The organism is Streptomyces sp. Je 1-332 (genome assembly GCF_040730185.1).
In the GTDB taxonomy this organism is placed as follows: Bacteria; Actinomycetota; Actinomycetes; order Streptomycetales; family Streptomycetaceae; genus Streptomyces.
The window spans coordinates 2,606,409-2,632,377 of sequence record NZ_CP160402.1; the positions used below are offsets into that span (position 1 = coordinate 2,606,409).

22 protein-coding genes are annotated in these 25,969 nt (G+C 70.4%); 7 read left to right on the forward strand and 15 right to left on the reverse strand.

Annotation, left to right across the window (positions count from 1 at the left end):
- Nucleotides 1-132: 132 nt before the first annotated feature.
- Nucleotides 133-1,860, reverse strand: coding sequence for a 2-isopropylmalate synthase (gene leuA, locus ABXJ52_RS12105; protein WP_367041754.1), 1,728 nt, complete (start codon nucleotides 1,858-1,860; stop codon nucleotides 133-135).
- 297 nt (nucleotides 1,861-2,157) lie between these two features.
- Between leuA and ABXJ52_RS12110 the strand changes: the two genes are divergently transcribed.
- The 4 genes from ABXJ52_RS12110 to ABXJ52_RS12125 all read left to right on the forward strand — a co-directional run bounded on the left by ABXJ52_RS12110 (nucleotide 2,158) and on the right by ABXJ52_RS12125 (nucleotide 6,232).
- Nucleotides 2,158-3,228, forward strand: a complete 1,071-nt coding sequence (locus tag ABXJ52_RS12110) for a M4 family metallopeptidase (protein WP_367041756.1) — start codon at nucleotides 2,158-2,160, stop codon at nucleotides 3,226-3,228.
- A gap of 25 nt (nucleotides 3,229-3,253) precedes the next feature.
- Entirely contained in the window at nucleotides 3,254-3,520 is a 267-nt protein-coding gene (locus ABXJ52_RS12115; RefSeq protein ID WP_367041758.1) for a protealysin inhibitor emfourin, read from the forward strand.
- Between the two features lie 91 nt (nucleotides 3,521-3,611).
- Nucleotides 3,612-4,988, forward strand: coding sequence for a GH1 family beta-glucosidase (locus ABXJ52_RS12120; protein ID WP_367041759.1), 1,377 nt, complete (start codon nucleotides 3,612-3,614; stop codon nucleotides 4,986-4,988).
- Nucleotides 4,985-6,232, forward strand: a complete 1,248-nt coding sequence (locus ABXJ52_RS12125; RefSeq protein WP_367041760.1) for an MFS transporter — start codon at nucleotides 4,985-4,987, stop codon at nucleotides 6,230-6,232. The genes ABXJ52_RS12120 and ABXJ52_RS12125 overlap by 4 nt, the downstream gene beginning before the upstream one ends.
- A gap of 75 nt (nucleotides 6,233-6,307) precedes the next feature.
- On the opposite strand, the gene era is transcribed toward ABXJ52_RS12125, so the two are convergent.
- The gene (era, locus tag ABXJ52_RS12130) at nucleotides 6,308-7,276 is read right to left on the reverse strand and encodes a GTPase Era (protein ID WP_367041761.1); all 969 of its coding nucleotides are present in this window, start codon (nucleotides 7,274-7,276) and stop codon (nucleotides 6,308-6,310) included.
- Nucleotides 7,277-7,339: 63 nt separating this feature from the next.
- On the opposite strand from era, the gene ABXJ52_RS12135 reads away from it, so the two are divergent.
- Together ABXJ52_RS12135 and ABXJ52_RS12140 are read left to right on the forward strand one after the other, a co-directional pair.
- The gene (locus ABXJ52_RS12135; protein ID WP_367041763.1) at nucleotides 7,340-8,752 is read left to right on the forward strand and encodes an ammonium transporter; all 1,413 of its coding nucleotides are present in this window, start codon (nucleotides 7,340-7,342) and stop codon (nucleotides 8,750-8,752) included.
- Nucleotides 8,749-9,087, forward strand: coding sequence for a P-II family nitrogen regulator (locus ABXJ52_RS12140; protein WP_367041765.1), 339 nt, complete (start codon nucleotides 8,749-8,751; stop codon nucleotides 9,085-9,087). The genes ABXJ52_RS12135 and ABXJ52_RS12140 overlap by 4 nt, the downstream gene beginning before the upstream one ends.
- Before the next feature lie 148 nt (nucleotides 9,088-9,235).
- On the opposite strand, the gene ABXJ52_RS12145 is transcribed toward ABXJ52_RS12140, so the two are convergent.
- Both ABXJ52_RS12145 and ABXJ52_RS12150 read right to left on the reverse strand, forming a co-directional pair.
- Entirely contained in the window at nucleotides 9,236-9,598 is a 363-nt protein-coding gene (locus tag ABXJ52_RS12145) for a cytidine deaminase (RefSeq protein WP_367041767.1), read from the reverse strand.
- Nucleotides 9,599-9,624: 26 nt separating this feature from the next.
- Nucleotides 9,625-10,452: a helix-turn-helix transcriptional regulator gene (locus ABXJ52_RS12150; protein WP_367049002.1), complete on the reverse strand. Its 828-nt coding sequence runs from the start codon at nucleotides 10,450-10,452 to the stop codon at nucleotides 9,625-9,627.
- Between the two features lie 170 nt (nucleotides 10,453-10,622).
- On the opposite strand from ABXJ52_RS12150, the gene ABXJ52_RS12155 reads away from it, so the two are divergent.
- Nucleotides 10,623-12,068, forward strand: a complete 1,446-nt coding sequence (locus ABXJ52_RS12155) for an MFS transporter (RefSeq protein ID WP_367041768.1) — start codon at nucleotides 10,623-10,625, stop codon at nucleotides 12,066-12,068.
- Here the strand turns inward: ABXJ52_RS12155 and ABXJ52_RS12160 are convergent.
- The 11 genes from ABXJ52_RS12160 to ABXJ52_RS12210 form a co-directional block, all read right to left on the reverse strand.
- Nucleotides 12,065-12,421: an MmcQ/YjbR family DNA-binding protein gene (locus ABXJ52_RS12160; protein ID WP_367041769.1), complete on the reverse strand. Its 357-nt coding sequence runs from the start codon at nucleotides 12,419-12,421 to the stop codon at nucleotides 12,065-12,067. The two genes, ABXJ52_RS12155 and ABXJ52_RS12160, sit on opposite strands and share 4 nt — an antisense overlap.
- Nucleotides 12,418-13,719: a hemolysin family protein gene (locus tag ABXJ52_RS12165; RefSeq protein WP_367041771.1), complete on the reverse strand. Its 1,302-nt coding sequence runs from the start codon at nucleotides 13,717-13,719 to the stop codon at nucleotides 12,418-12,420. Before ABXJ52_RS12165 ends, ABXJ52_RS12160 begins: the two co-directional genes overlap by 4 nt.
- A gap of 4 nt (nucleotides 13,720-13,723) precedes the next feature.
- The gene (ybeY, locus tag ABXJ52_RS12170) at nucleotides 13,724-14,221 is read right to left on the reverse strand and encodes an rRNA maturation RNase YbeY (protein WP_367041773.1); all 498 of its coding nucleotides are present in this window, start codon (nucleotides 14,219-14,221) and stop codon (nucleotides 13,724-13,726) included.
- 13 nt (nucleotides 14,222-14,234) lie between these two features.
- Nucleotides 14,235-16,358: a PhoH family protein gene (locus tag ABXJ52_RS12175; protein ID WP_367041775.1), complete on the reverse strand. Its 2,124-nt coding sequence runs from the start codon at nucleotides 16,356-16,358 to the stop codon at nucleotides 14,235-14,237.
- Nucleotides 16,359-16,507: 149 nt separating this feature from the next.
- Nucleotides 16,508-17,611 (reverse strand): PfkB family carbohydrate kinase, encoded by a 1,104-nt coding sequence (locus ABXJ52_RS12180; protein WP_367041777.1) that lies wholly within the window; start codon nucleotides 17,609-17,611, stop codon nucleotides 16,508-16,510.
- Between the two features lie 88 nt (nucleotides 17,612-17,699).
- Nucleotides 17,700-18,890, reverse strand: coding sequence for a macrolide family glycosyltransferase (locus ABXJ52_RS12185; RefSeq protein ID WP_367041779.1), 1,191 nt, complete (start codon nucleotides 18,888-18,890; stop codon nucleotides 17,700-17,702).
- A gap of 159 nt (nucleotides 18,891-19,049) precedes the next feature.
- Complete coding sequence (locus ABXJ52_RS12190) at nucleotides 19,050-20,051, reverse strand: adenosine deaminase (RefSeq protein WP_367041780.1); 1,002 nt, start codon at nucleotides 20,049-20,051, stop codon at nucleotides 19,050-19,052.
- A 13-nt stretch (nucleotides 20,052-20,064) separates the two neighbouring features.
- Nucleotides 20,065-20,973 (reverse strand): ribonuclease Z, encoded by a 909-nt coding sequence (locus ABXJ52_RS12195; protein ID WP_367041782.1) that lies wholly within the window; start codon nucleotides 20,971-20,973, stop codon nucleotides 20,065-20,067.
- Nucleotides 20,974-21,032: 59 nt separating this feature from the next.
- Nucleotides 21,033-21,386: a histidine triad nucleotide-binding protein gene (locus ABXJ52_RS12200; RefSeq protein ID WP_367041784.1), complete on the reverse strand. Its 354-nt coding sequence runs from the start codon at nucleotides 21,384-21,386 to the stop codon at nucleotides 21,033-21,035.
- Nucleotides 21,387-21,987: 601 nt separating this feature from the next.
- Nucleotides 21,988-25,260 carry a S41 family peptidase gene (locus tag ABXJ52_RS12205; protein ID WP_367049004.1) on the reverse strand — a complete coding sequence of 1,091 codons (3,273 nt, stop codon included), beginning with the start codon at nucleotides 25,258-25,260 and terminating at the stop codon, nucleotides 21,988-21,990.
- A gap of 51 nt (nucleotides 25,261-25,311) precedes the next feature.
- On the reverse strand, nucleotides 25,312-25,893 hold the full coding sequence (locus tag ABXJ52_RS12210) for a hypothetical protein (protein WP_367041785.1): 582 nt from the start codon (nucleotides 25,891-25,893) through the stop codon (nucleotides 25,312-25,314).
- Nucleotides 25,894-25,969: the final 76 nt, after the last annotated feature.

Consider the following 25,969-nt stretch of genomic DNA (forward strand, 5'->3'; position numbering starts at 1 on the left):
GGCAACATTGCCGCGTTGGGCGTGATGTTAGCCACATTGTTGATGTGGCGTCAGCACCCTGTACGAGAGATGGCCGGTACCGCACCCTGATCGCCCCCCGAGGATCACCTCGGGGGGCGGTCGGGCGGTGTGTCAGCGGGCGGCGCGGTTCACCGCGGAGACCGCGGCCTTCAGCGAGGCACGCGTCGTGTTCGCGTCGATGCCGATGCCCCACAGGACCTTGTCGCCGATGGCGCACTCGATGTACGAAGCGGCCTGCGCGGAGGCGCCTTCGCTCATCGTGTGCTCCTGGTAGTCCAGGAGGCGTACGTCGATGCCGATGCCCTGCAGCGCGTTGAAGAACGCCGAGATCGGGCCGTTGCCGGTGCCGGTCAGGACGGTGTCGGCGCCGTCGACCGTCGCCTCGACGGTGAGGGTGTCCGTGCCGTCCTTGTCCGTGGTGGTCTGGCCGTTCTTGACCTGGATACGGCCCCACGGGTTCTCGGGGTTGGGCAGGTACTCGTCCTGGAAGATGCCCCAGATCGCGTCCGGGGTGACCTCGCCGCCCTCGGTGTCGGTCTTCGTCTGGATGATCTTCGAGAACTCGACCTGCATGCGGCGCGGCAGGTCCAGGTGGTGGTCGCTCTGCAGGACGTAGGCGATGCCGCCCTTGCCGGACTGCGAGTTGACGCGGATGACGGCCTCGTAGGACCGGCCGACGTCCTTGGGGTCGATGGGCAGGTACGGGACGGCCCACTCGATCTCGTCGACCGTCTTGCCCTGCTGCTCGGCCCGCATGCCCATGGCCTCGAAGCCCTTCTTGATGGCGTCCTGGTGGGAGCCGGAGAAGGCGGTGTAGACGAGGTCGCCCGCGTACGGGTGGCGGGGGTGGATCTCCATCTGGTTGCAGTACTCGGCGGTGCGGCGGATCTCGTCGATGTCGGAGAAGTCGATCTGCGGGTCGACGCCCTGCGAGAAGAGGTTCATGCCCAGCGTGACCAGGTCTACGTTGCCGGTGCGCTCGCCCTGCCCGAACAGACAGCCCTCGATGCGGTCGGCGCCGGCCATGATGGCCAGTTCGGCGGCGGCGACGGCGGTGCCGCGGTCGTTGTGCGGGTGGACCGACAGGCAGACGTGCTCGCGCCGGGTCAGGTTGCGGGACATCCACTCGAAGCGGTCCGCGTGCGTGGAGGGCGTCGAACGCTCCACCGTGGCGGGCAGGTTGAGGATGATCTCGCGGCCCTCTTCGGGCTGCCACACGTCACAGACGGCCTCGCAGACCTCCAGGGCGAAGTCCAGCTCGGTGTCGGTGAAGATTTCGGGGCTGTACTGGTAGCCGAAGACGGTCTCGGGGCCCAGCAGCTTCTCGGCGTACTCCATGACGAGGCGGGTGCCGTCGACGGCGATCTGCTTGACCGCGTCCTTCGAGCCACGGAAGACGACCTCGCGCCAGACGGGCGCGGTCGCGTTGTACAGGTGGACGGTGGCGCGCTTGGCGCCGACCAGCGACTCGACGGTGCGGGAGATCAGCTCCTCGCGGGCCTGCGTCAGGACGGAGATCGTGACGTCGTCCGGGATCGCGCCGTCCTCGATGATCGACCGTACGAAGTCGAAGTCGGTCTGGCCCGACGAGGGGAAGCCGACCTCGATCTCCTTGTAGCCCATGCGGACCAGCAGGTCGAACATCTCGCGCTTGCGCGCCGGGGACATCGGGTCGATCAGCGCTTGGTTGCCGTCACGCAGGTCCGTGGAGAGCCAGCGGGGAGCGACCGTGATGCGGTTGTCCGGCCACGTGCGGTCGGGGATGTCGACCTGGTCGTACTGCCCGTACTTGTGGACCGGCATGGACGTGGCACGCTGCAGATTGGGCTTGATCGCCATGATGCGGGGGCTCCTCGGGAGTGTCCTTAAGGACGGCCGACGGTCGCTTCGCGAGCAACACCGAACTCCGCGGGGAGGGGGTCGGCCTCGACTACAGGCCCTCGCCGCGGCAGCTAAGGAGAAGCAGCCCGTAACGCATGATGCTCCGCAGCCTAGCCGAGTCGCGCTGTGTGCGCGGGTGCGTATCAGTATGCGGGATCGCCGCCAGGTAACGGGTAAGAGGTGATCAATACCTCTATTTCACTAATCATGGTTGCAGGTAGTGACAGCGGCATGACCCAGTGCCACATTGCCGCCATGACCGCCAATCCAGGCTTCGAGCCTGTCTTCTGCACCATCATCCCGCCCCACGTGCTCGACACTCTCGCCCAGAGTGACGACGCCACTCTCGCCGGTCCCGCTCGCCGCACCCTTGAGCGCGACTCGATCGAGCGCACCCGCCGCCGCCTGACCACGGTCATCGGCGCCCCCGCCGTCTCGCTGCCCAGGGAAGCCGCGGAGAGCAAACCGCACCGCACGATCTTCGACGCGAAGCACAAGACCGAGCTGCCGGGCCGCAAGGTCCGCGGCGAGGGCGACAAGCCCGGCAAGGACGCGACCGTCAACCGCGCGTACGCGGGCCTCGGCGCGACCTTCGAGCTGTTCCTGAAGGCGTACCAGCGCAACTCCATCGACGGCAGCGGCCTGCCGATGAACGCGACCGTCCACTACGGCGAGAACTACGGGAACGCCTTCTGGAACGGCGAACAGATGGTGTTCGGCGACGGTGACGGCGAGATCTTCCTCGACTTCACCATCCCGGTGGACGTCATCGGCCACGAGCTGACGCACGGCGTCGTGCAGTACACGGCGAACCTCACGTACTTCGGTCAGCCCGGCGCGCTCAACGAATCGTGCGCCGACGTGTTCGGCTCGCTGATCAAGCAGTACACGCTCGGCCAGACCGCCTCCGAGGCCGACTGGCTGATCGGCGCCGGACTCCTCGCCCCGCGCGTGACGGGCACGGCGCTGCGCTCCATGAAGGCGCCCGGAACGGCCTACGACGACGATGTGCTCGGCAAGGACCCGCAGCCGGCCGACATGGACCACTACGTCCGCACGGGCCGCGACAACGGCGGCGTGCACATCAACTCCGGCATCCCCAACCACGCCTTCTATCTGCTCGCCGAGGCGCTCGGCGGCAACGCCTGGGAGCGGGCGGGCCAGATCTGGTACGCCGTCCTGACCGGCGGCGAGCTGGCCCAGGACGCGTCCTTCGCGGACTTCGCGAAGCTGACGGTGGCCGCGGCGCGCGACAAGTACGGCGAGGGCGAGGAGCACGGGGCCGTGGTGAAGGCGTGGTCCCAGGTCGGGGTGCCTACCAACTGATCTCCCCATGGAGTAGACAGGTTCTATGCGTATCCAGGTGAAGCGCACGGGAGGATTCGCGGGCATCGAGCGGAACGCCGAGGTCGACACCTCGGGTCTGCCCGATGCCCCCGAGTGGCAGGCCCTGGCCGACGAGGCCATGGCCGAGGGCCGGAACGCGCCACCGATAGGGGTGCCGGACGGCTTCAGCTACCAGCTCACCGTGGACGGCCGCACGGCGTACTGCTCGGATCCCCGCCTGACCGATCCACAGCGCAAGCTGATCACGCGTGTCCTCAAGGAGGGCTCGTAGAACAGGGGAACCCGCATAACGTGAGAAGTGTTCACGTTTTCTGAGGTACGCCCATTGACTTCCGTACGCGGCCGTACGGAAGATCGCGCCCATGGCAGCGACCCATGCGACCCATGTGCGCGAACCACTCCCTCAGTTCCCCCGCGACTTCGTGTGGGGGGTTTCCACCTCGGCTCACCAGATCGAGGGCGCCGTCGACGAACGCGGCCCCTCGGTCTGGGACGCGTTCACCGCGCTGCCCGGCAGGGTGAAGGACGGCACGACGGCCGCCGTCGCCTGCGACCACTACCACCGCTACCGCGAAGACGTCGCGCTCATCCGGGAGTTGGGGGTCGGCGCCTACCGTTTCTCGGTGTCGTGGCCGCGCGTACTGCCGAGCGGGGCGGGCCAGGTGAGCACCTCGGGCCTCGACTTCTACGACCGTCTCGTCGACGAACTGTGCGCGGCGGGCGTCAGCCCCGTCCCCACGCTCTTCCACTGGGACACACCGCTCGCGCTCGCCGATGAGGGCGGCTGGCTGCGGCGGGACACGGCCGAGCGTTTCGCCGAGTACGCGGCCGTGGTGGCCGCCCGCATCGGTGACCGCGCCAAGAAGTGGATCACCCTCAACGAACCCGCCGAGCACACCCTCCTCGGTCACGCCCTCGGCCAGCACGCGCCGGGCGAGCAGCTCATGTTCGACGCCCTGCCTGTGGCGCACCACCAGCTCGTCGCCCACGGCCTCGCGGTGCGGGCGCTGCGCGCGGCGGGCATCGCGGACATCGGCATCGCCAACTCGCACGGCCCCACCTGGCCCGCCTCCCCCTCGGCCGAGGACACCCAGGCGGCGGACTTCTACGACGTGCTCCTCAACCGCCTCTTCTCGGACCCGCTGATCCTCGGCCGATACCCGGACGGGATCGCGGAGTTGATGCCGGGCGGCGACATCGAGGCGGACCTGAAGGTCATCGCGGAGCCGGTCGACTGGTACGGGATCAACTTCTACCAGCCGACGAAGGTGGGCGCCCCGCTCCCGGCCACGGCCACGACTGCCACGGAGTTCGGCGGCATCACACTCCCACCCGAACTCCCCTTCGCGCCACGGGAGATCGAGGGACGCCCGATGACGGACTTCGGCTGGCCGGTGGTCCCGGAGTCGCTCACCGAACTGCTCACCGGCTTCCGCGACCGGTACGGCGACCGGCTGCCCCCGCTGGTGATCACCGAGAACGGCTGCTCGTACGAGGGCATCGACGACGAGCGGCGGATCGACTACCTGGACGGTCATCTGCGCGCACTGCACCGGGCGTTGGAGGCGGGCGTGGACGTACGCGGCTACTTCGTCTGGTCCCTGATGGACAACTTCGAGTGGGCGGAGGGCTACCGGCAGCGCTTCGGTCTCGTCCACGTCGACTACGCCACCCTGCAGCGCACGCCGAAGGCGTCGTACGCCTGGCTGCGCGAGGCACTGCGGGCGCAACGGACATGACAGCCGGGCGGGTTGAGGCGCTGCGGGAGCCGGTCGACCGCGTCGGGCGGAGCTGGACGGCGTCCCTCTCGCTCGCCAACGGAGCGATCTGGGTGGGGTGGTACGGCCCGCTGCAGATCCTCCTTGCCGTACAGGCGGCAGACCTCGCCCCGGCCGGCACGTCGAAGGAGACGGTCCTCGCCTGGGTGGCGGGCGCGGGAGCCGTGGTGTCCCTCGCGTCGAACCCGCTGTTCGGCGCGCTCTCCGACCGGACCGTGTCGCGCTTCGGGCGGCGCACGCCATGGATCGTGGCGGGCACGTCGGGTGGCGCGGCAGCGCTCCTGCTGCTCTCGGCCGCCGGATCCGTGTGGTGGATGGCGGCGGGCTGGTGCCTGGTCCAGCTCACCCTGAACGCCGCGTTCGCCGCGGTCACGGCGGCCGTGCCGGACCGGGTGCCGCGGCTCCAACGGGGCGCGGTGGGCGGCTGGCTGGGGGCGGCGCAGATCCTGGGCGTGGTCGTCGGCACGGGCCTCGCGACGGCTGCCGGGGGCGTGGGCGCGGGATACGCGGCGTGCGCGGTGTTCACCCTGGTGGGAGTGCTCCCGTACGTCCTGCGCCACCGGGACCTGCGCCTGGCGCCGCACGACAGGCCGCCGTTCGCGTGGCGGTCGTTCGCCCGCGCCTTCTGGCTGAGCCCGCGCCGCTACCCGGACCTGGGCTGGGCCTGGCTGACCCGCTTCCTGATCAACCTCAGCAACGCCCTGGTCCTGCTCTATCTCCTCTACTACCTGCGGGACCGCCTGGACTACGCCGACCCGGACGAGGGCGTCCTGATCCTCACGGCGGTGAACGGCCTGACGCTGCTCGCGACGGTGGTCGTCGGCGGCGTCTGGTCGGACCGCGTGGGCCGCCGCAAGCCCTTCGTGCTCTGGTCCGGCGTCCTGATGGCGGTGGCGACGGCCCTGCTGTCCGGCTGGCAGACCTGGCCGGGCGCGATCGTCGCGGCGGCGGTCCTCGGCGTCGGCTTCGGCGTCTTCACGTCGGTGGACTTCGCCCTGATGACGGACGTCCTGCCGAAGGCCATGGACCGCGGCAAGGACATGGGCGTCATCAACATCGCCAACTCACTCCCCCAGGTGGCGGCCCCCGCCCTGGCGGCCCCGATCGTGACGCACCTGGGCGGCTACCGGGTGCTGTATCTGGTGGCGGCGGGGATCGGCTTGGCGGGGGCGCTGCTGGTGCGACAGATCAAGGGCGTCGAGTGAGGCAAATTGAGCCCGTCCGGCGATTGAGGACGAACGCGGCGGAGCCGGTGATCTACCGAGCCCCGTAGAGCCCGCTCAAAAGCCAAGCTTGCGGAGCTGCTTGGGGTCGCGCTGCCAGTCCTTGGCGACCTTGACGTGCAGGTCCAGGAAGACCGGCGTACCGAGAAGTGCCTCGATCTGCTGGCGGGACTTGATCCCGACCTCCTTGAGGCGCTTGCCCTTCGGGCCGATGATGATGCCCTTCTGGCTGGGGCGCTCGATGTAGACGTTCGCGTGGATGTCGAGCATCGGCTTGTCCGCGGGGCGGTCCTGGCGCGGCAGCATCTCCTCCACCACGACGGCGATGGAGTGCGGCAGCTCGTCCCGGACGCCTTCCAGCGCGGCCTCACGGATCAGTTCGGCGACCATGACCTGCTCGGGCTCGTCCGTGAGGTCGCCCTCGGGGTAGAGCGGCGGGCTCTTGGGGAGCATCGGGACGATCAGGTCGGCGAGCAGCTGGACCTGCTTGTCGCCCACCGCGGACACCGGCACGATCTGCGCCCACTCGAAGCCGAGCTCCTTGGCGAGCTGGTCGATGGCGATGAGCTGCTCGGCGAGCGCCTTGCTGTCCACGAGGTCGGTCTTCGTCACGACCGCGATCTTCGGCGTCTTCTTGATGCCGGCCAGTTCCTTGGCGATGAACCGGTCACCGGGGCCCAGCTTCTCGTTCGCGGGCAGACAGAACCCGATGACGTCGACCTCGGCCCACGTCGTGCGCACGACGTCGTTGAGCCGCTCGCCGAGCAGCGTGCGCGGCTTGTGGAGCCCGGGGGTGTCCACCAGGATCAGCTGGGCGTCGGGCCGGTGCACGATGCCGCGCACCGTGTGCCGCGTGGTCTGCGGCTGGTTGGCCGTGATCGCCACCTTCTGGCCGACCAGAGCATTCGTAAGGGTGGACTTGCCCGCATTGGGGCGGCCCACGAAGCAGGCGAAGCCGGCGCGGTGGGGTGCCCCCGACGATTCTGACGGCTCGGATGACTCGGTACGAACGCTCATGGCGCCCATTCTCCCTGATCGCCGGAGGCCCGCAGCACCCCGAGGCACCGATGAGGCCCGCAAGCGGCATCGGTGAGCACGCGGAAACTCACCGGCAACATGAAACACGGCGGAAACGCCCGGGTGCCCGTCCCGAAACGCGGGGCGGTGACGCTCTCCCTCTGCCCCCACCCGGAGGAGAGATTCGCCGTGCAGTCCCTGACCACCACCTTGGCCGCGGCCAAGGGCCCCGACACCGGTGACACGGCCTGGCTGCTCGCGGCCACCGCCCTCGTCCTGCTGATGACGCCCGGCCTCGCCCTCTTCTACGGCGGCATGGTCCGCACGAAGAGCGTCCTCAACATGCTCCTGATGAGTTTCGTGTCGATCGCCCTGGTCACGGTGGTGTGGCTGCTCGCCGGCTACTCACTCGCGTTCGGCGACGACGCGTTCGCGGGCCTGATCGGCGGAGTCGACCATCTCGGCCTCGCGGGCATCGGCCCGGAAACCCTCACCGGGACGGTCCCCACCCTCCTCTTCACCACCTTCCAGCTCACTTTCGCGATCCTCACCACCGCCCTGATCAGCGGCGCGATCGCCGACCGCGCGAAGTTCGCGGCCTGGCTGGTCTTCGTGCCCGTCTGGGCGCTGCTCGTATACGTTCCCGTGGCGCACTGGGTCTGGGGCCCGGACGGCTGGATCTCCTCGTCCCTGGGCGCACTGGACTTCGCGGGCGGCCTGGTCGTGGAGATCGCGTCCGGCGCCTCCGGCCTCGCCCTCGTCCTGGTCATCGGCCCGCGCATCGGCTTCAAGAAGGACGCGATGCGTCCGCACAACCTGCCGATGGTCCTGATGGGCGCGGGCCTGCTCTGGTTCGGCTGGCTCGGCTTCAACGGCGGCTCGGCCCTCGGCGCGAACGGTTTCGCGGCGGCCTCCCTCCTGAACACGCTCCTCGCCGGGTGCACGGGCCTGCTCGGCTGGCTCTTCGTGGAGCAGCGACGCGACGGCCACCCCACCACCTTCGGCGCGGCGTCGGGCGCGGTGGCGGGCCTGGTCGCCATCACCCCCGCGTGCGGGGTCGTCGGGGTGCTCGGCGCCGCGGTGGTCGGCCTCGCGGCGGGCGTGGTCTGCTCGTACGCCGTGGCATGGAAGTTCCGCTTGAACTACGACGACTCGCTCGACGTGGTGGGCGTCCACCTGGTCGGCGGCGTGGTCGGCACGCTCCTGATCGGCCTGTTCGCGACGGCCACGATGACGGACGGCGCGGAGGGGCTCTTCTACGGGGGCGGGCTCGCCCAGCTGGGCAGGCAGACGGTGGCGGTGCTCGCGGTGGCGGCGTACACGTTCGCGGTGACGTACGGCATCGGCAAGGCGATCGACAAGCTCATGGGCTTCCGCGCGTCGGCGGAGGACGAACAGACGGGCCTCGACCAGACGCACCACGCGGAGACAGCCTACGATCACGGCGTCCTGGTCAGCCCGATGAAGGGGAGCACCGTCCGATGAAGCTCGTCACCGCGGTCATCAAGCCGTTCCGCCTCGACGAGGTGAAGACGGCCCTGCAGGAGCTGGGCGTCCAGGGCCTCACCGTCACGGAGGCGAGCGGGTACGGGCGCCAGCGCGGGCACACGGAGGTGTACCGGGGCGCGGAGTACCAGGTGGACCTGGTCCCGAAGGTGCGGCTGGAGGTCGTCGTCGACGACGCCGACCTCGACCCGGTCATCGACGCGATCGTCCGCGCGGCGGCCACGGGGAAGATCGGTGACGGGAAGGTGTGGGCGGTCCCGGTGGAGACGGTGGTGCGGGTACGAACCGGGGAACGGGGCCCGGACGCGGTTTGATTCATCCCCAACCCCGCCCCTTCCGGACGGGCTGAATTTTCAGCCCGTCCGGCGTTTGAGGACGAACTCGGCGGAGCCGGTGATTGACGGCAACCAAGGCCCCCGCGCCAGAGTGGGTTTTCGGGAAGGGGCGGGATTGGGGAAAGACTCAGTTCGCCTGAGCCCGCACCCGGACCTCCCCGTCAGCCCCCGCCAGGAACACCGGCGTCCCGGCCCCGCCAAGATCCCGCACAGCGGAGAGGTCCTCGGCGGAAAGCTCCTCCTCGGAGGAGACGACCGCCGCCGCCTCCAGGGACTCCGCACCGGAAGCGACAGCCATGGCCACCGCGGTCCGCAGCGCGGAAAGCTTCAGGGAGTCGAGAGAAACCGTCCCGGCGACATACGTACGCCCCGTCTCGTCCCGCACAGCGGCCCCCTCGGCCACCCCGTTCCGCGCCCGCGCCGAACGAGCCAGCGTAACGATCTTCCGGTCCTCGGCATCCAGCGCGCCAGGCGCAGCACTCTCGCTCATACGCCGAGCATACGGAGCCAGGAGACCTAAACCGCCACCGGGTACATCGCCCCCCGCCGCCCCTCCGGCGACGCGAGCCACTCCAGTTTCGCCGCGGTCTCCGCCTCCGGAAGCGGCGTGTGCAGCACGATCGTCAGGTCGGGCCGCGCAGGCACCCGCATCGCCGTCGACTCGACGTGCAACGCCCCCACCAGCGGATGGATGAGCTCCTTGTGGACCTGCCCCGCGGGCCGCACGTCCCGCCGCTCCCACAGTTCGCCGAACTCCTCGGCCGCCGACGACTCCCGCAGCTCGGCGAGGACCGCCTGGAACCCCTCGTCGTCCGGGGTCTCGGAGCACGACGCGCGGAACTGGGCGACGACCGACTCCGCGTTCGTCCGCCAACTCACGCTCCGTGAGCGGTAGATGGGATCGGTGAAGAAGTCCACGAGGCAGTTCTGGGTGATCTCGGGGCGCATCCCGAAGACCATCCCGGCCGCGTCGTTGTACATGACGCAGTTGTAGTAGCGGTCCATGATGTGCGCGGGGTACGGCATCCACGTGTCGATCAGTCGCTGCATCCCCTCGCACATGTCCCGGTCGGCCTGCTCGACCTCGGGCGCGGGCGGATTGAGACCGGCGAGCACGTACAAGTGCCGCCGCTCCGCGCTCGACAGCTTCAGGACACGTCCCACGGAGTCCAGGACCTGCGGCGACACCGAGATGTCGCGGCCCTGCTCCAGCCACTGGTACCAGGACGCGCCGACCCCGGCGAGCACGGCGACCTCCTCGCGGCGAAGCCCCGGCGTACGCCGCCGCGCCCCGCCGTCCGGGAGGCCCGCCTCCGTGGGGCTGACCCGGGCCCGGCGGCTCATCAGGAACTCGCGCAGTTCGCCCAGACGCCGTGCCTTGGATTCGTCCCGGGGCCGCGCGGCCGCCGCTTCACTCGTCCCTGCCATTCGCGAACTCCCCCCTGCCTGGTGTTACGACCACCAGCATAAGTACCCGCTCCCCACGGCTATTCCTGACGCCCGAAGCTCATCGCATGGCGATCGACACCACCATTCCCCCGTCCCCGTCCCCGTCCCCCTCCCCGACAACGACGGCCCCCGCACCTCGGCCCACGGCCCCCAAGCTCGCACCCCGCGACAAGCTCGTCCTCTTCGTGCTCTGCGCCGCCCAGTTCATGGTCGCGCTCGACTTCTCCGTGCTGAACGTGGCGCTGCCCGTCCTCGGCACCGACCTGGGCATGAGCCAGTCCGCGCTGCAGTGGGCGGTGACCGCGTTCGCTCTCCCCTCGGGTGGCTTCCTGCTGCTCTTCGGCCGCACCGGCGACCTGTACGGCCGCCGCAAGCTGTTCATCGGCGGCCTCGCGCTCTTCGGCCTCGCCTCGCTCCTGGCGACGTTCGCCTGGGACCCGGCGTCCTTCCTCGCCGGACGCGCGCTGCAGGGCGTGGGCGCGGCGGCCATCGTGCCGACCGGCATGTCCCTGCTGACGACGACCTTCCCCGAGGGCCCGCAGCGCGACCGGGCACTCGGCATCTCCGGCACGCTGCTCTCGCTCGGCTACACCCTCGGCATGGTGTTCGGCGGCGTACTCACCGATACGCTCGGCTGGCGCTCCACGATGGGCCTGCTGACCCTCTTCGTGCTGATCGTGCTGCCGCTCGCGCCGCGCCTCCTGCCCGAGTCCCGCACCCCGGACCGCCCCCGCCTCGACATCCCCGGCGCGGTCACCGTCACCGGCGGTCTGCTCGCCCTGATCTACGCGCTCTCCACGGCCGCCGAGCGCGGCTTCGGCGGGGCGGACGTCATCGTCACGCTGACCGCGGGCGTACTGCTGATCGCGGCCTTCGGCTACGTCGAGTTGCGCGCCGAGTCCCCGCTCGTCTCGCTGCCGATGCTGCGGCGCCGGACGGTGGCGTGGGGCAACCTGGGCGGCCTGATCACCTTCTCGATGATGTCGGCGGTCATCTTCACCCTCACCCTGTACCTCCAGGAGGTCCTGAAGCTCTCCGCCTTCCAGACGGGTCTCGTCTTCGGCGCGCAGGGCGTCCTCTCGGTGGTCTCCGGGATCTACGCGCCGAAGGTCATCAGCCGCTTCGGGGCACGCCGCACGCTCGTCGCCTCGCTGCTCGGCCAGGGCCTGTTCATCGCGACGCTGCTCGGCATCGACGAGGGCACCTGGTCGGTCTGGCTGGCCACGGCGGGCGTATCGGTGGCGAGCATGTTCCACCTGGGCGCGATCATCTCCTACGGCGTGACGGTCACCTCGGGTGTCCCGGACGAGGAGCAGGGCCTGGCCACCGGCCTCGTGACGTCCACCCAGCAGGTGGGCATCACGATCGGCATCCCGCTCCTGGGAGTCCTCGCCACCACGAACACGGACCTCCTGGCGGGCACGCGGACGGTGCTCCTGATCGACACGGCGGTCCTGCTGGTGACGGCGGCCCTGGTGGCGACGGGCCTGCGCACCCGGCGCAAGGCCTAAGGCCGGTCGAGCCGCAGTCGTTCCGCTTTCGGGAGACCGGCGACCACGAGGTCGTACGAGTCCTCGACGAGCTCCCGGACCTGCTGGTCCGGGAGCTCTCCGGCGAGGGAGACCGTGTTCCAGTGCCGCTTGTTCATGTGCCACCCCGGCACGATCTCCGGGTGTGCCTCCCGCAGCTGGACCGCCAGATCCGGGTCGCACTTGAGGTTCACGGTCAGCGGCACGGCGTCCAGCGAGCTCAGCGCGAACATCTTGCCCGCGACCTTGAACACCGAGGCCTCGGGTCCGAACGGGAACTCCTCCACCACGTCGTTGAACGACAGGCAGAACGCGCGCAGCTGCTGTGGGGTCACACCGATGTCTCCTTGTGAGCGCCCGCGGGCGCGACCGGCTCCACGAGCACCGTCACGATCTTGTTGCGCCGTCCGGCCGCGGATTCCGCGGTGAGCCGCAGCTCGCGGCCGTCCGGCAGCGGCACGATCGCCGACGCGTCCGCGATCGGCACCCGGCCGAGGGCCTTGGCGAGCAGACCGCCGACCGTCTCGACGTCCTCGTCGTCGAACTCGTCGAGCCCGAAGAGCTCGCCGAGGTCACCGATGTCCAGGCGCGCGGTGACGCGGTAGCAGCCGTCGTCCAGCTCCTCGACGGGCGGCAGTTCACGGTCGTACTCGTCGGTGATCTCGCCGACGATCTCCTCGAGGATGTCCTCGATGGTGACGATGCCGGCCGTACCGCCGTACTCGTCGATGACGACGGCGACGTGATTGCGCTCCTGCTGCATCTCACGCAGCAGATCACCCGCGTTCTTCGTGTCGGGCACGAACGTCGCCGGACGCATCGCCGTCGACACCAGCTCGGACTCGCTGTCGCGGTTGATGTGCGTCTTGCGGGCCAGGTCCTTGAGATAGACCATGCCGACGACGTCGTCCTCGCTCTCGCCCGTCACCGGGATGCGCGAGAAACCGGACCGCAGCGCGAGCGTCAGCGCCTGCCGGATGGTCTTGAAACGCTCGATGGCGACCAAGTCCGTCCGGGGCACCATGACTTCACGTACGAGAGTGTCGCCCAGCTCGAAGACGGAGTGCACCATGCGGCGCTCCTCGTCCTCGATGAGGGACTCCTTCTCGGCGAGGTCGACCATCGCCCGCAGCTCGGCCTCGGAGGCGAACGGGCCCCGCCTGAAGCCCTTGCCGGGCGTGAGCGCGTTGCCGATGAGGATCAGGAGCGGCGGGATCGGGCCCATGATGCGGGCCAGCGGCAGCAGGACGTACGCGGCGGCGGTCGCCGTGTTGAGCGGGTGCTGGCGGCCGATGGTGCGCGGCGAGACCCCCACGGCCACATACGAGACGAGGACCATCACCGCGATGGCGATGGCGAGCGCCTCCCAGGTCTCGGGGAATTCGTTCAGGCAGGCGTACGTCACCAGGGACGCCGACGCCATCTCGCACGCGACGCGCACGAGCAGCGCCACGTTCAGATAGCGGGTGGGGTCGGCGGCGACCTGCGCGAGCTTGGCACTGCCGCGCCGCCCGGAGCGGGCCGCCTCCTCCGCGCGGAAGCTGGAGACGCGGGCGATGCCCGCCTCCGCGCAGGCCGCGAGCCAGGCGACGACGACCAGGGCGACGGCGCCCGCGATCAACTGGAAACTCATGCGGCTACGAGACGGTCGGCGCGGGAGAGGGCCCGGTCAGGCCGTTCTCGGAGCGCCAGCCGTCGACGATGGCCGCCTGGAGACCGAACATCTCGGCCTTCTCGTCCGGCTCCTCGTGGTCGTACCCAAGCAGGTGCAGCACCCCATGGACGGTGAGCAGCTGGAGCTCCTCGTCCATGGAGTGCTCCGTGGGCGCTTCCTTGCCCTGCTTGATGGCGACCTCCGGGCAGAGCACGATGTCGCCGAGAAGGCCCTGCGGGGGCTCATCCTCGTCCTTGGCCGGCGGGCGCAGCTCGTCCATGGGGAAGGACATGACGTCCGTCGGCCCCGGCAGGTCCATCCACTGGATGTGGAGCTGCTCCATGGCGTCCTCGTCCACGACGATCACCGAGAGCTCGGAGAGCGGGTGGATGCGCATCCGCGCGAGGGCGTAGCGGGCGATGTCGAGGATCGCCTGCTCGTCGACCTCGGTTCCGGATTCGTTGTTGACGTCGATCGACATGGTGCGGCTTCCGCTACTTCCCGTGTTTCTTGTGCTGCTGACTCTGCTGACTCTGCTGGCTGTCGTCGTACTTCTCGTAGGCGTCGACGATACGGCCGACGAGCTTGTGCCGTACGACGTCGTGGGACGTGAGCCGCGAGAAGTGCACGTCGTCGATGCCCTCCAGGATGTCCTGGACCTGCCGCAGACCCGACTTGGTGCCGTTCGGCAGGTCGACCTGGGTGACGTCACCCGTGATCACGATCTTCGACTCGAAGCCGAGACGGGTGAGGAACATCTTCATCTGCTCGACGCTGGTGTTCTGCGCCTCGTCGAGAATGATGAAGGCGTCGTTCAGGGTGTTGTGCGTGAGCAGGTAGTCCTGCGTGACGTACAACGAATCCTCGGCGGCGACCTGGATGCAGACCGCCTCCTCACGCCCTGCGGGCTCGATGGAGTCGATGAAGCGCATCGGACGTCCGCCGCCTCCGGCCGCGTGGTACTTGTCGCGCTTGCGGGCGAGGCGGAAGGGCTCGATTCCCTCGGGGAGACGGATGTCGACGACGTGCTGGTCGTACCGATGGGCAGCCAACGCGGCGCCCTGCTCGCGGCCCTCGGCCGGACGGCGTCGCGTATAAGCGACACCCCCGAGCGACTGAACGAGCGCGATCACGTCGTCGCGCAGGACGATCGACGCGGTCGAGTACTGGATACGGCAGGTGCGGTCGTCCTGGGTGACCGGGCCGCCATCGGAGTCAAGCAGGCCCTGGAGCACTGCGAGCCGGGTCTCCGCCGTGTTGAACAGGTAGTCATCCGGCACGAACTTGGAGTGCGAACGGCCGCCGATGAGGTCCAGTTCGCGCATGACGCCGGTGACCGGATTCTCCAGAGTGACCACGTCGCCAGGCGACTTCACCCGGTTCAGTACGTAGTCGGGGCCGCTCTTGTGCCGCACCTTGACGCCCGGGAGCGCCGCCTCCAGCGCCTGGGCGAGTTCGACGTCCTCTGTCGAGAACGACGGCGTGGTGGAGCCGGTGAGGCAGCCGTCCCCAAGGAGCAGGCCCAGCGCGTACGGGTCCATGCGGACCTCACGCTCCGGGAACTCGACGGGCGCGGTGAGCATCGGCAACTCGTACCGGCGATAGTGCGCCGCCCGCAGGTTGCCGATCATCTCCTGGGTCTCCAGGACCCGCCACGGCTTGTCGCGACGCTTGTCGTCGCGCGTCCTGACCGTCCACAGGTGCTCACCGCAGCACAGGGTCCAGGAGCCGTCCTGGGCCGTGACGCGGTAGATGTCCTTCTCGCCCTGGGGGTAGACCCCGAGGACCGGAGTCGGCTCGCCGTTCGAGCCCATGACTAGGTCGCCGACCTGAAGGTCACCGATGGCGCGCCAGCCGTCCGGCGTGAGGACATTCGTGAAGCGCGGGTGAGCGCGGCCCCTCATATACGCCAGCGGCGCCACCTCGATCGTTCCCGCTGCCATCAGGCGCGGGATCGAGTCTGGGTCCAGCATGTCGTGCAGCGCGTCGTAGAGAGGCCGCAGGTACGGGTCGATCTTCTCGTAGAGCGTGCCCGGCAGGAAGCCGAGGCGCTCGCCGGCCTCGACAGCGGGGCGGGTCAGGATGATGCGGTTGACCTGCTTGGCCTGGAGGGCCTGCACGGCCTTGGCCATGGCGAGGTAGGTCTTGCCGGTGCCCGCGGGGCCGATGCCGAAGACGATGGTGTTCTTGTCGATGGCGTCGACGTAACGCTTCTGGTTGAGCGTCTTGGGGCGGATCGTGCGGCCGCGGGACGAGAGGATGTTCTGCGTGAGGACCTCGGCCGGGGTCTCCTGGCCGTCGCCCTCTCCTGCCTCGTCCGCCCTGAGCATGGCGATCGAGCGTTCCACTGCGTCCTCCGTCATCGGCTGACCGGTGCGGAGCACCAGCATCATCTCGTCGAACAGGCGCTGGATGAGGGCGACTTCATGGGCGTCACCGACCGCGCTGATCTCATTGCCCCGGACATGGATGTCGGCCGCCGGGAAGGCCTTCTCGATCACGCGCAACAGGGCGTCGCCGGAGCCGAGCACCGTGACCATCGGATGGGTCGCCGGGACGGTGAAGTGTGCTCGGGCCTGACCCTCGGCAGGGGTATGAGCTGTGGGTGTCTGAGTCATGGGCCGGCGCTAGGGCCTGCTCATCCTCCTCTTGCGGGGCTTGGTGGCCGCTCGACAGCCTTGCACTGCCAAGAGTACGACGCACCACTGTCACCGCCGTAGGGCTTTTCCACTCCGGTCACGCACGGCTGTGCGACTTCTGGCGGTGGCTACGCCGACCGGAACCCGATCGTGGGCACGGCGCGCCGCAGCGGCCACGGGCGGGTGGACTCCGGGAGCAGGCCCTCCAGGAAGCCGTAGCGGCGCAGCGCCACCGGGTCCTGGTCGTCGACCTCCCGTACGGTCCGCCACCACGTGGCGACCTCCGCCCAGCCCGGTGCCGAGAGGGAGCCGCCGAACTCCTGCACCGAGAGCGCGGCGGTGAGCCCGGCGAAGGCGAGCCGGTCGGCGAGCGGCCACCCGGCGAGGGTGCCGGTCACGAAGCCGGCCACGAAGACATCGCCGGCGCCCGTGGGATCGAGGGCCTCCACCGCGATGGCCGGGACCTCGGCGGTCTCGCCGGTCCGCCCGTCCACCGCGTACGCCCCTTCCGCGCCCAGTGTCACCACGGCGAGCGGTACGTGTTCGGTGAGCGCCCGCGCGGCGGCCCGGGGGCACTGCGTCCGGGTGTAGCGCATGGCCTCCTCCGCGTTCGGCAGGAACGCCTCGCAGTGGGCCAGGTCCGGGAGGGCCGCGAGGTCCCAGCGTCCGGTGTCGTCCCACCCGACGTCGGCGAAGATCCGGGTGCCCTTGCGCGCGGCCTCGGCGATCCACGGGGAGCGTGCGCCGGGTGTCAGGGAGGCGACGGCGGCACGCGCGCGTGGCGGGCATGCCGGGGCGCCGCCGTGCGGGCTTTCGGCGTCGGGCGGCGGCTCGTGCCCGTGGCTGACCATGGTCCGCTCGCCCTCGTACGCCATGGAGACGGTCACCGGTGAGTGCCAGCCGGGCACGGTGCGTGAGGTCGCGAGGTCGATGCCTTCGCCCTGTTCGAGGGCATCCCAGCAGTACTCGCCGTAGTGGTCGTCCCCGAAGGCCGCCGCGAGCGAGGTGTGCAGGCCGAGCCGGGCGAGGGCGGTCGCCATGTTGGCGACGCCGCCGGGGCTCGACCCCATGCCGCGCGCCCAGGACTCCGTGCCGCGTACGGGCGCGGAGTCCAGGCCGGTGAAGATGATGTCGAGGAAGACCGTGCCGGTGAGGAAGACGTCACAGGGCGGATCGCCTGCTCTGCGGGCTCCCTTGAGCGGGTCGATGCTGGGTTTGAGAGGTACGACCATGCAGGCAACGTAACGGATTCAGCCCACCGGAGGCCGAACGCCGGACGGGCCGAGGGTGCGGTCCGTCCGGCGTGCCGGGGCCCGGCCGCTACCCGTCGAGCTCGGCCTCGACGAGGTCGGCGGCCCGGGCGGTGCCTCCCTCGGCCCGCACCTCCGCCTTCAGACGGGCGGCCCGGAGCGCGACGTCGGGGTCGGTCGTCAGCTCCAGGAGAGCCGAACGCAGCGCGTCGGCGGTCGCGTCGGCGGTGTCGATGCGCCGCGCGACCCCCAGCTCGACGAGCCGGTCCGCGTTGAGCGGCTGCTCCGCGCCCTGGGGCACGGCGATCATCGGCACCCCGCTGAACAGCCCCTCACTGCTGCTGCCCATACCCGCGTGGGTGACGAACGCGTCGGCCTGCTCCAGGATCGCCAACTGCGGTACCCATGAGCGCACTTCCACGTTCCCGGGCACGTCCCCCAGCTCGGCGGGGTCCACGTGCTTGCCGATCTGCAGCACCACGTGCCACCTCGTGAGCCCACCGAAGGCGCTCACGCACTGCCGGTAGAACTCGGGCTGCTGGGTGTAGGAGGAGCCGAGGGACACGAGGAGCACCTTCTCGGCGCCCTCGGGCCGCTGCCAGCCGCCCTGCGCCGAGCGGTCCCCGAAGCAGGGGCCGACGAAGTCGACCCGCTTCGGGTCGACCCGGTCGGCGTTCAGCTGCATGGCGCGGGGGATCGTCGCGACGGCACGGTCGGGCGTGCCGGAGAAGGCGGCGACATCCAGGGTCGTGGCCCCGCACCCGGCGAGCCACTGCCCGAACCGCTCCTCCAGGTCGGCGGCTCCGGGCAGCTGCCGGATCTGGGCCCCGACCTCCTCCTGGTACCCGTCCCAGGCCACGAAGGTGGGCGACAGCTGCAGGAACGGCCGCCGCTGCCCTTCGGCGAGGGCGCGGGCGACGTACGCGCCGATGTCGTACAGATACAGGTCGGCGGGGTCGCCGTCGTAGAACGCGCGCAGCTGCGGGAGCAGCGCCATCGCGTCGTCGAGGAAGAGACCGCTCGCGGCGATCGGGTCCTCGGGCCAGACGTTGTCCTTGAACGGCAGTACCGACGTGCACGGGACGAGTTCGGCGCCGGTGGGCTCGATCAGCTCGCGGTTCGCCGGGTCGTTCGCGTAGGTCACCCGGTGGCCGCGCGCCACCAGTTCACGGATGATCTCCAGGCTGGGCAGCACATGGCTGACCATCGGGGTGCCGACCATGGCGATATGGGCGCGGTGACGGGAGGTTCGACGATGCATGGGTGAGTTCCTTCGTGTGATGCCACTGCTACGGATGAAGGCGTGCCGGACCGGCGCCGCAACCGCTGTTCAGCGGGGCGCTCGGACCGGTGAGGCCGTGTCAGCCGTAGAGCTGGATGAAGGAGTCCATGCGGGAAACCGTAGCTCCGCTCCCGTCGATCAGTCGAACGAATATTCCGCGACCTCGGCGAGGTACCGCTCCCGCAGCGCTTCGTCCTCGGCGCTCCCGTCGAGGAAGGACGCCTCGAACGAGTTGCGGGCCAGCTCCCGCAGCCGCTCCTGGCCGAGGGACAGGGCTTCGCGTACGGCGTGGAAGGTGTCGTCGACATAGCCGCCGAAGTACGCGGGGTCGTCGGAGTTGACCGTGCAGAGGAGCCCGGCGTCCATCATCCGCACGAGCGGGTGCTCTTCGAGTACGTCGATGGCGCGCAGCCGGACGTTGGACAGCGGGCAGAGGGTGAGCGGGATCCGCTCCCGCACGAGGCGCTCCACCAGCTGCGGGTCCTCCATGCAGCGCAGGCCGTGGTCGATGCGCTCGACGCCCAGGACGTCCAGGGCCTCGGTGATGTACGCGGGCGGCCCCTCCTCGCCGGCGTGCGCGACGCGGCGCAGGCCGAGTGCGGCGGCCGCCTCGTACACCTCGCGGAACTTGGCGGGCGGGTGCCCGACCTCGGCGGAGTCGAGCCCGACGCCGACGATCCGGTGGAGGTGGGGCCGTGCGGCCTCCAGGGTCTCCAGGGCCGATGCGGCGGACTGGTCGCGCAGGAAGCACATGATGAGGCGGGTCGAGACCCCGTGCCGCTCCTCGCTCCGGTCCAGGGCGCGCCCGAGCCCCTCGATCACCGTCCCGATGCCGACACCGCGCGCCATGTGTGCCTGCGGGTCGAAGAAGATCTCGGCGTGCCGCACGCCCTGCCGGGCCGCCCGTGCCAGATAGGCGTCGGCGAGCTCCTCGAAGTCGTCCTCGGTGAGCAGGACGGCCATCAACCCGTAGTACAGGTCGAGGAAGGACTGCAGATCATCGAACAGATAGGCCTTGCGCAGCTCTTCGGTGTCCGCGTACGGGAGGGTGACGCCGTTGCGGGCGGCGAGGGAGAAGGCCAGCTCGGGTTCGAGCGTTCCCTCGATGTGGAGGTGGAGTTCGGCTTTGGGAAGGGGCATGACGGCGGCTCACTCAGGTGGTTCGTTTGGGTAGAGGTACACGCAACAGGTCTTGTGCGACGGTGAGTTCACCGTCGAAGCCCGCGTCCCGGGCCTGCTGCTCGAAGATGCCGGGGTCGGGGTAGCGCTGGCTGAAGTGGGTCAGTACGAGATGCCGGACCCCGGATTCGATGGCGACGCGGGCGGCTTGACCCACGGTCAGATGCCCGTGGTCGAGGGCGAGTTGCTCGTCCTCGTCGATGAAGGTGGACTCGATGACGAGCATGTCGCAGCCCTCGGCCAGGGCGTGGACGCCGTCGCAGAGCCGGGTGTCCATGACGAAGGCGAACTTCTGCCCGCGCCGCACCGTGCTCACCTCGTCGAGCGTGACGCCCCGCAGCGCGCCTTCGCGCTGGAGGCGTCCCACGTCGGGCCCGGCGATGCCGCGCGCGGCGAGCAGCTCAGGGAGTATGCGGCGGCCGTCGGGCTCGGTGATGCGGTAGCCGAAGGACTCGACGGGGTGCGAGAGCTTGACGGCGTCGAGCGCGAAGGTGGGGGTGCGGGCCAACTGCCCGTCGTCCGTGAAGGGTTCCTCGATGAGCTGGACGGTCTCGCGATAGGCGGTGGCGTAGCGGAGCCGGTCGAAGAAGCGCTGACCGGAGCGCGGGTAGTGCACGGTCACGTCGTGCGGGACGCGATCCAGGTTGATGCGCTGGATGACCCCCGGCAGGCCCAGCGAATGATCACCGTGGAAGTGCGTGACGCAGATCCGGTGCAGGTCGTGCGCGGCGACCCCGGCACGCAGCATCTGCCGCTGCGTGCCCTCGCCGGGGTCGAAGAGGATGCCCTGCCCGTCCCAGAGCAGGACGTAGCCGTTGTGGTTGCGGTGCCGGGTGGGGACTTGGCTCGCGGTGCCGAGGACCACCAATTCACGTACGGACAAGTCTAGTTATCCCGTAATCCCGTTATCCCGTTGTCCCGTGTCCCGTGTCCCGTGTCCCGTTATCCAGGGGGCCACTGCAGGCCGCGTCCGCCGAGGACGTGGGCGTGCGCGTGGAAGACGGTCTGGCCGGCGCCGGTACCGGTGTTGAAGACGATGCGGTAGCTCTCCGCCTTCTCCTCGGCGGCGACCTCGCCGGCCTCGCGGAGGACGTCGGCGGCGATGGTGGGTTCCGCGGCGGCGAGGGAGGCGGCGTCCGGGTAGTGCGCCTTGGGGATGATCAGGACGTGGCTGGGGGCCTGGGGGTTGATGTCCCGGAAGGCGACGGTCGTGTCCGTCTCCTTCACCAGGGTCGCGGGCACTTCACCCGCGACGATCTTGCAGAACAGGCAGTCAGCCTGCGGTTCTCCCGCCATGGGGCGCCTCCGGTCCTAGCTGGTTGTACTGGCCCCCCGCATGCTATCCGGGCTGCGCCCACGCCAGGCCCCTCCCTCAGCCCCCGGCGGCCGGTCCTCCCCGAACAACCCTCCCCACCCGATCACCCCGCATCCACCCCGCACCGAACAAACCTCTCCCACCCACCCGCCCGATTGCCCTGCGGCTGCACCCGCCCCCGAACAGGCCTCTCCCACCCACCGCCCGATCGCCCCGCAGCCGCCTCTGCCCCGAACAAGCCTTTCCCGCCCACCCGCCCGATTGCCCCGCGGTGACTGGAGGGGTGGGGGTGGGTAGGCGGCGATCCGCGTGGCGCGGGTGAGGGGGGCAGCCGTTGGGGGTGGGTGGGCGACGTACACGGCGGGGTGGGGCCTGGGTCGCACGCACCCGCAGTCGGCAGCGCGCGGGAGGGGACGTGCCGGTATGTCTGCCCGGAGCACAGTTCGCGGCGCTCCGGCGCCGAAGTAACCCAGCGGCCACCGGACGATAGCGAGGACGGACATACCGGCGCGGCCCCGCACCCACACACGGACCAGCTCCGCAGCCGCACGCACCCGCAGCCGGTACACGAACCGAACCGCCTCACGCCCCCGGCAGGGCCGGCGCCGTCTTCGGGGGCGTCGTCTCCAGGGACGTCAAGGCCAGGCGGATCGCCTCGTCGAGTTGCGGGTCCCGGCCCGTCGCGTAGTCCTCCGGCGTCGTCACCACCTCCACGTCCGGGTCCACCCCGTGGTTCTCGACGCCCCACCCGTACCCCTCCAGCCAGAACGCGTACTTCGGCTGCGTCACCAGCGTCCCGTCCACCAACCGGTACCTGCTGTCGATGCCGAGCACGCCGCCCCACGTCCGCGTGCCCACCACAGGACCGATCCCCAACGCCTTGATCGCCGCGTTCACGATGTCCCCGTCGGAACCGGAGAACTCGTTGGCGACGGCGACCACCGGCCCGCGAGGAGCGTCCGCCGGATAGCTGAAGGGCCGTGCCCCCCGCGGCAGGTCCCAGCCCACGATCTTGCGGGCCAGTTTCTCGATCACCAGTTGGGACGTGTGCCCGCCGCGGTTCTCCCGTACGTCCACCACGAGCCCGTCCCGCGCCACCTCCACCCGCAGGTCACGGTGGATCTGCGCCCAGCCGGGAGCCTGCATGTCCGGCACGTGGAGATATCCGAGCCGCCCGCCCGACCGCTCGTGGACGTACGCACGCCGGTCCACGACCCACGCGTGGTACCGCAACGGCTCCTCGTCGTCGACGGGAATCACCACCGCGTGCCGCGGATCGCCCCCGCCCGCGGGTGAGACCGTCAGCTCCACCGGCTTCCCGGCCGTACCCACCAGGAGCGGCCCCGGCCCCGTCACCGGGTCGACAGGACGCCCCGCCACCGCGAGCAGCGCGTCCCCCGCCCGCACCGCCACCCCCGGCGCGGCGAGCGGCGAGCGGGCGGCGGGGTCCGACGTCTCGGAGGGCAGGATCCGGTCGATCCGCCACGCCCCGTCCGCGCCCCGCGAGACGTCCGCGCCGAGCAGCCCCTGCCGCACCGCCGAACTCCCCCAGGCCCCGCCCCCCATGACGTACGCGTGCGACGTGCCGAGTTCACCCGCGACCTCCCAGAGCAGGTCGACGAGGTCGTCATGCGTGGCCACCCGGCCGAGGACCGGGCGGTACCGGTCGAGCACACCGTCCCAGTCGACCCCGCCGAGGTCAGGCCGCCAGAAGTTGTCCCGCATGAGGCGCCCGGCCTCGTCGTACATCTGGCGCCATTCGGCGGCGGGATCGACGGTCTGGCGGACCCGCGTGAGGTCGACGGTGATGTTCGAGTCGGAGCTCTCGTCGCCGGAGGCCCGCCGGTCGCTCGGCACGACCTTCAGCTTCCCGTCGGCCCACAGCAGCACCCGCTTGCCGTCCCCGCTGACGGCGAAGTGGTCGGCGTCCGACGCCAGTTCCTCGATGCGCTGCTGTACGAGGTCGTAGCGTTCGAGCTCGGTGTGCGGGTCGGGGTCGGACGGGGTGGCGCGGGACGCGCCGAGGACACCCCGCACGGGGTGCCGCAGCCACAGGACGCCGTCCTTGGCGGCCCGCAGCGTCGAGTAGCGGGCCGCCTCGACCGGGAAGGGCACGATGCGGTCGGCGAGACCGTCGAGGTCGATGCGGGTGACGGGCGAGCCCTCGCTGTCCGGCGTCTCGTCCTTGTCGGGTGCCTCGAAGGGCCGCCCGTGCCGCTGCGGCCCGAAGGGCGAGGGGGTGGTGGCGGCCAGCGTGATCAGATACGGCCGCGATCCGCCGACGAAGGCGAGGTCGAAGACGTGCTCGTCGTACACCGGATCAAACGCCCGCGCGGACAGGAACGCCAAATGCTTGCCGTCCAGCGTGAACGCGGGCGCGTAGTCACGGAACCGCAGCGGGGTGGCCTCGGACACCGAGAGGTCGGCCGCGTTCGCGAGCTTCAGCTGCCGCAGCGGACTCGGCCCCGCGTGCGACCAGGCCAGCCACGCCGAGTCCGGCGAGAAGACGAGGCCGGTGGCGTCCCCGTCCTCCCCGCGGTCGACCTCGCGCACCTCTCCGCTCTCCCGCTCGACCAGGAGCACCCTCCCGTCGTGCGAGGCGACGGCGGCCCGGCTGCCGTCGGGTGCCATGGCGAGTCCGAGCACCCGGCCCAGCTGTCCGGCAGCGATCCTGCGGGGCGTGGCACCCGGCGCGAGGCCCGTGGCGGGCGCGAACTGGAGCGCGTCGTCGCCCTCCGCGTCCGTCACCCAGACGACGTGTTCCTCGCCGTCGACGCGGAAGGTGCGCGGCAGCCTCGCGCGCACCCCGTGCTCCGCGGCGAGCGCGCGGGCGGGCCCCTCGCGGTGGGTCACCCAGTGCACGCCGCCGCGCACGGAGACGGCGCTGCCGCGTCCCGTGTGGTCGGGAGCGGCGGCGCCGAACCAGCGTGCGGCGCTCACCGGGTGGGGCTGGAGGTCGGTGCGCTGGCCGCCGAGTCGGACGTCGACGCGGCGCGGCTCGGCGTCCACGAGGTTGTCCAGGAGCCAGAGTTCACCCGCCGACACGTACACGACCCGCGTGCCGTCGGTCGCCGCGTGCCGGGCGTAGAAGCCGTCGATGCCGGTGTGCCGGCGCAGGTCGGAGCCGTCGGACAGCGAGGAGTAGAGCGCGCCGACGCCTTCGTGGTCGGAGAGGAAGGCGATCCGCTCGCCCACCCACAGTGGGTACTCGATGTTCCCGTCGAGCTCTTCATGGACGCGTACGAAGCGGCCCTCGCCGCCGTCGCTGCCCTCACCGCCCGCACTGCCCTCGCTGCCCTCGCTGCCCTCGGCGTCGGAACCCCCGCTCCGGATCCACAACTTGCCCGCCGTGCCGCCGCGGTACCGCTTCCACCAGGCGGCCTCGCGCCCCATCGGCGCGGAGAGCAGCAGGAGTTGGCCGCCCCGCGGGCCGTACGCCACGTCCCCCACGATCCCGTACGGCAGGGTGTCCGCGGGTCCGCCGTCCAGTGGGACGGCCCGCGCCCAACTGCGGCGCAGCGAGGCCTGGCCGGCCGTACTGACGGCGAGGACCTGTCCGTCCGGGGTCCAGCCCCGCACCGAGGTGCGTGAACTCCCCCAGTACGTAAGGCGTGTGGAGGGGCCGCCGTCGACGGGGGCGACATGCACCTCGGGGGCGCCGTCACGCGTGGACGTCCAGGCGACCGTCGTACCGTCCTGGGAGATGCGGGGGTGGTTCACCGGCGTGTTGTCGGCGCTGACGCGCCATGCCCGGCCGCCGTCGAGGGGCGCCATCCAGACGTCGTCCTCGGCGGTGAAGGCGACCAACTCGCCACGCAGATGCGGAAACCGGAGATACGCAGAGTGCCCAGTCAGTGTCACACGGCCAGCCTAGGCAGCCTCGGCGGAGCCGGACAGGGTTTTGGATCACTTGCCCTTGAAGCAGGTGCAGGTCGGATCGGGCCGCCGCGGCGGCGGGTCAGGCGTGGCGGTCACGGTGACGGTCGCGGTGGGCCGCTGGTCGGGCTCATCCGGCTGGTCCGACCGGCCCGGTTGGTCCGGGTCCTGCGGTTGGTCGGGCTCCTCCGGCTCGGTCGACCGGTCGCCGCCGGAGCAGTTTCCGATGACGTCCACCCGGAACCACTCCTTGCCGTCGACCTTGGCGGTGAGGTCTCCGCGCACGCAGTGTCCGTCGACGACGGACGTCACGGTCCCCTTGACGGTGATGTCGCTGGTGTCCTCGCCCCCCTTCCCCTCCCCGGCCTGACCCTGGCAGTCGACGGTGACACGGGCGTCGCGGTCGGGGCCGTCGCTGGTCGGGGTGGCCTTGTCCTGGTGGCGGGCGGTGCAGCTGATCCACAGCACGTCGAGACGCTGCCGCTCCAGCTCCTTGGTGGCCAGCTGGTCGGTGGTGATCGCGACGGCCGCCGTGTTCATCCCACCCTCGACCGGATCGCACGCGGCGACCCCGACCACCGCCGCCCCCGCGAACCCGACGGCGTACAGCACCTGCCGCCGCCTGCCGCACACGTCCACCGAACGATCACGTAAGCGCCTCAATGCCCCCATAGGCGGCAGAGTGCCA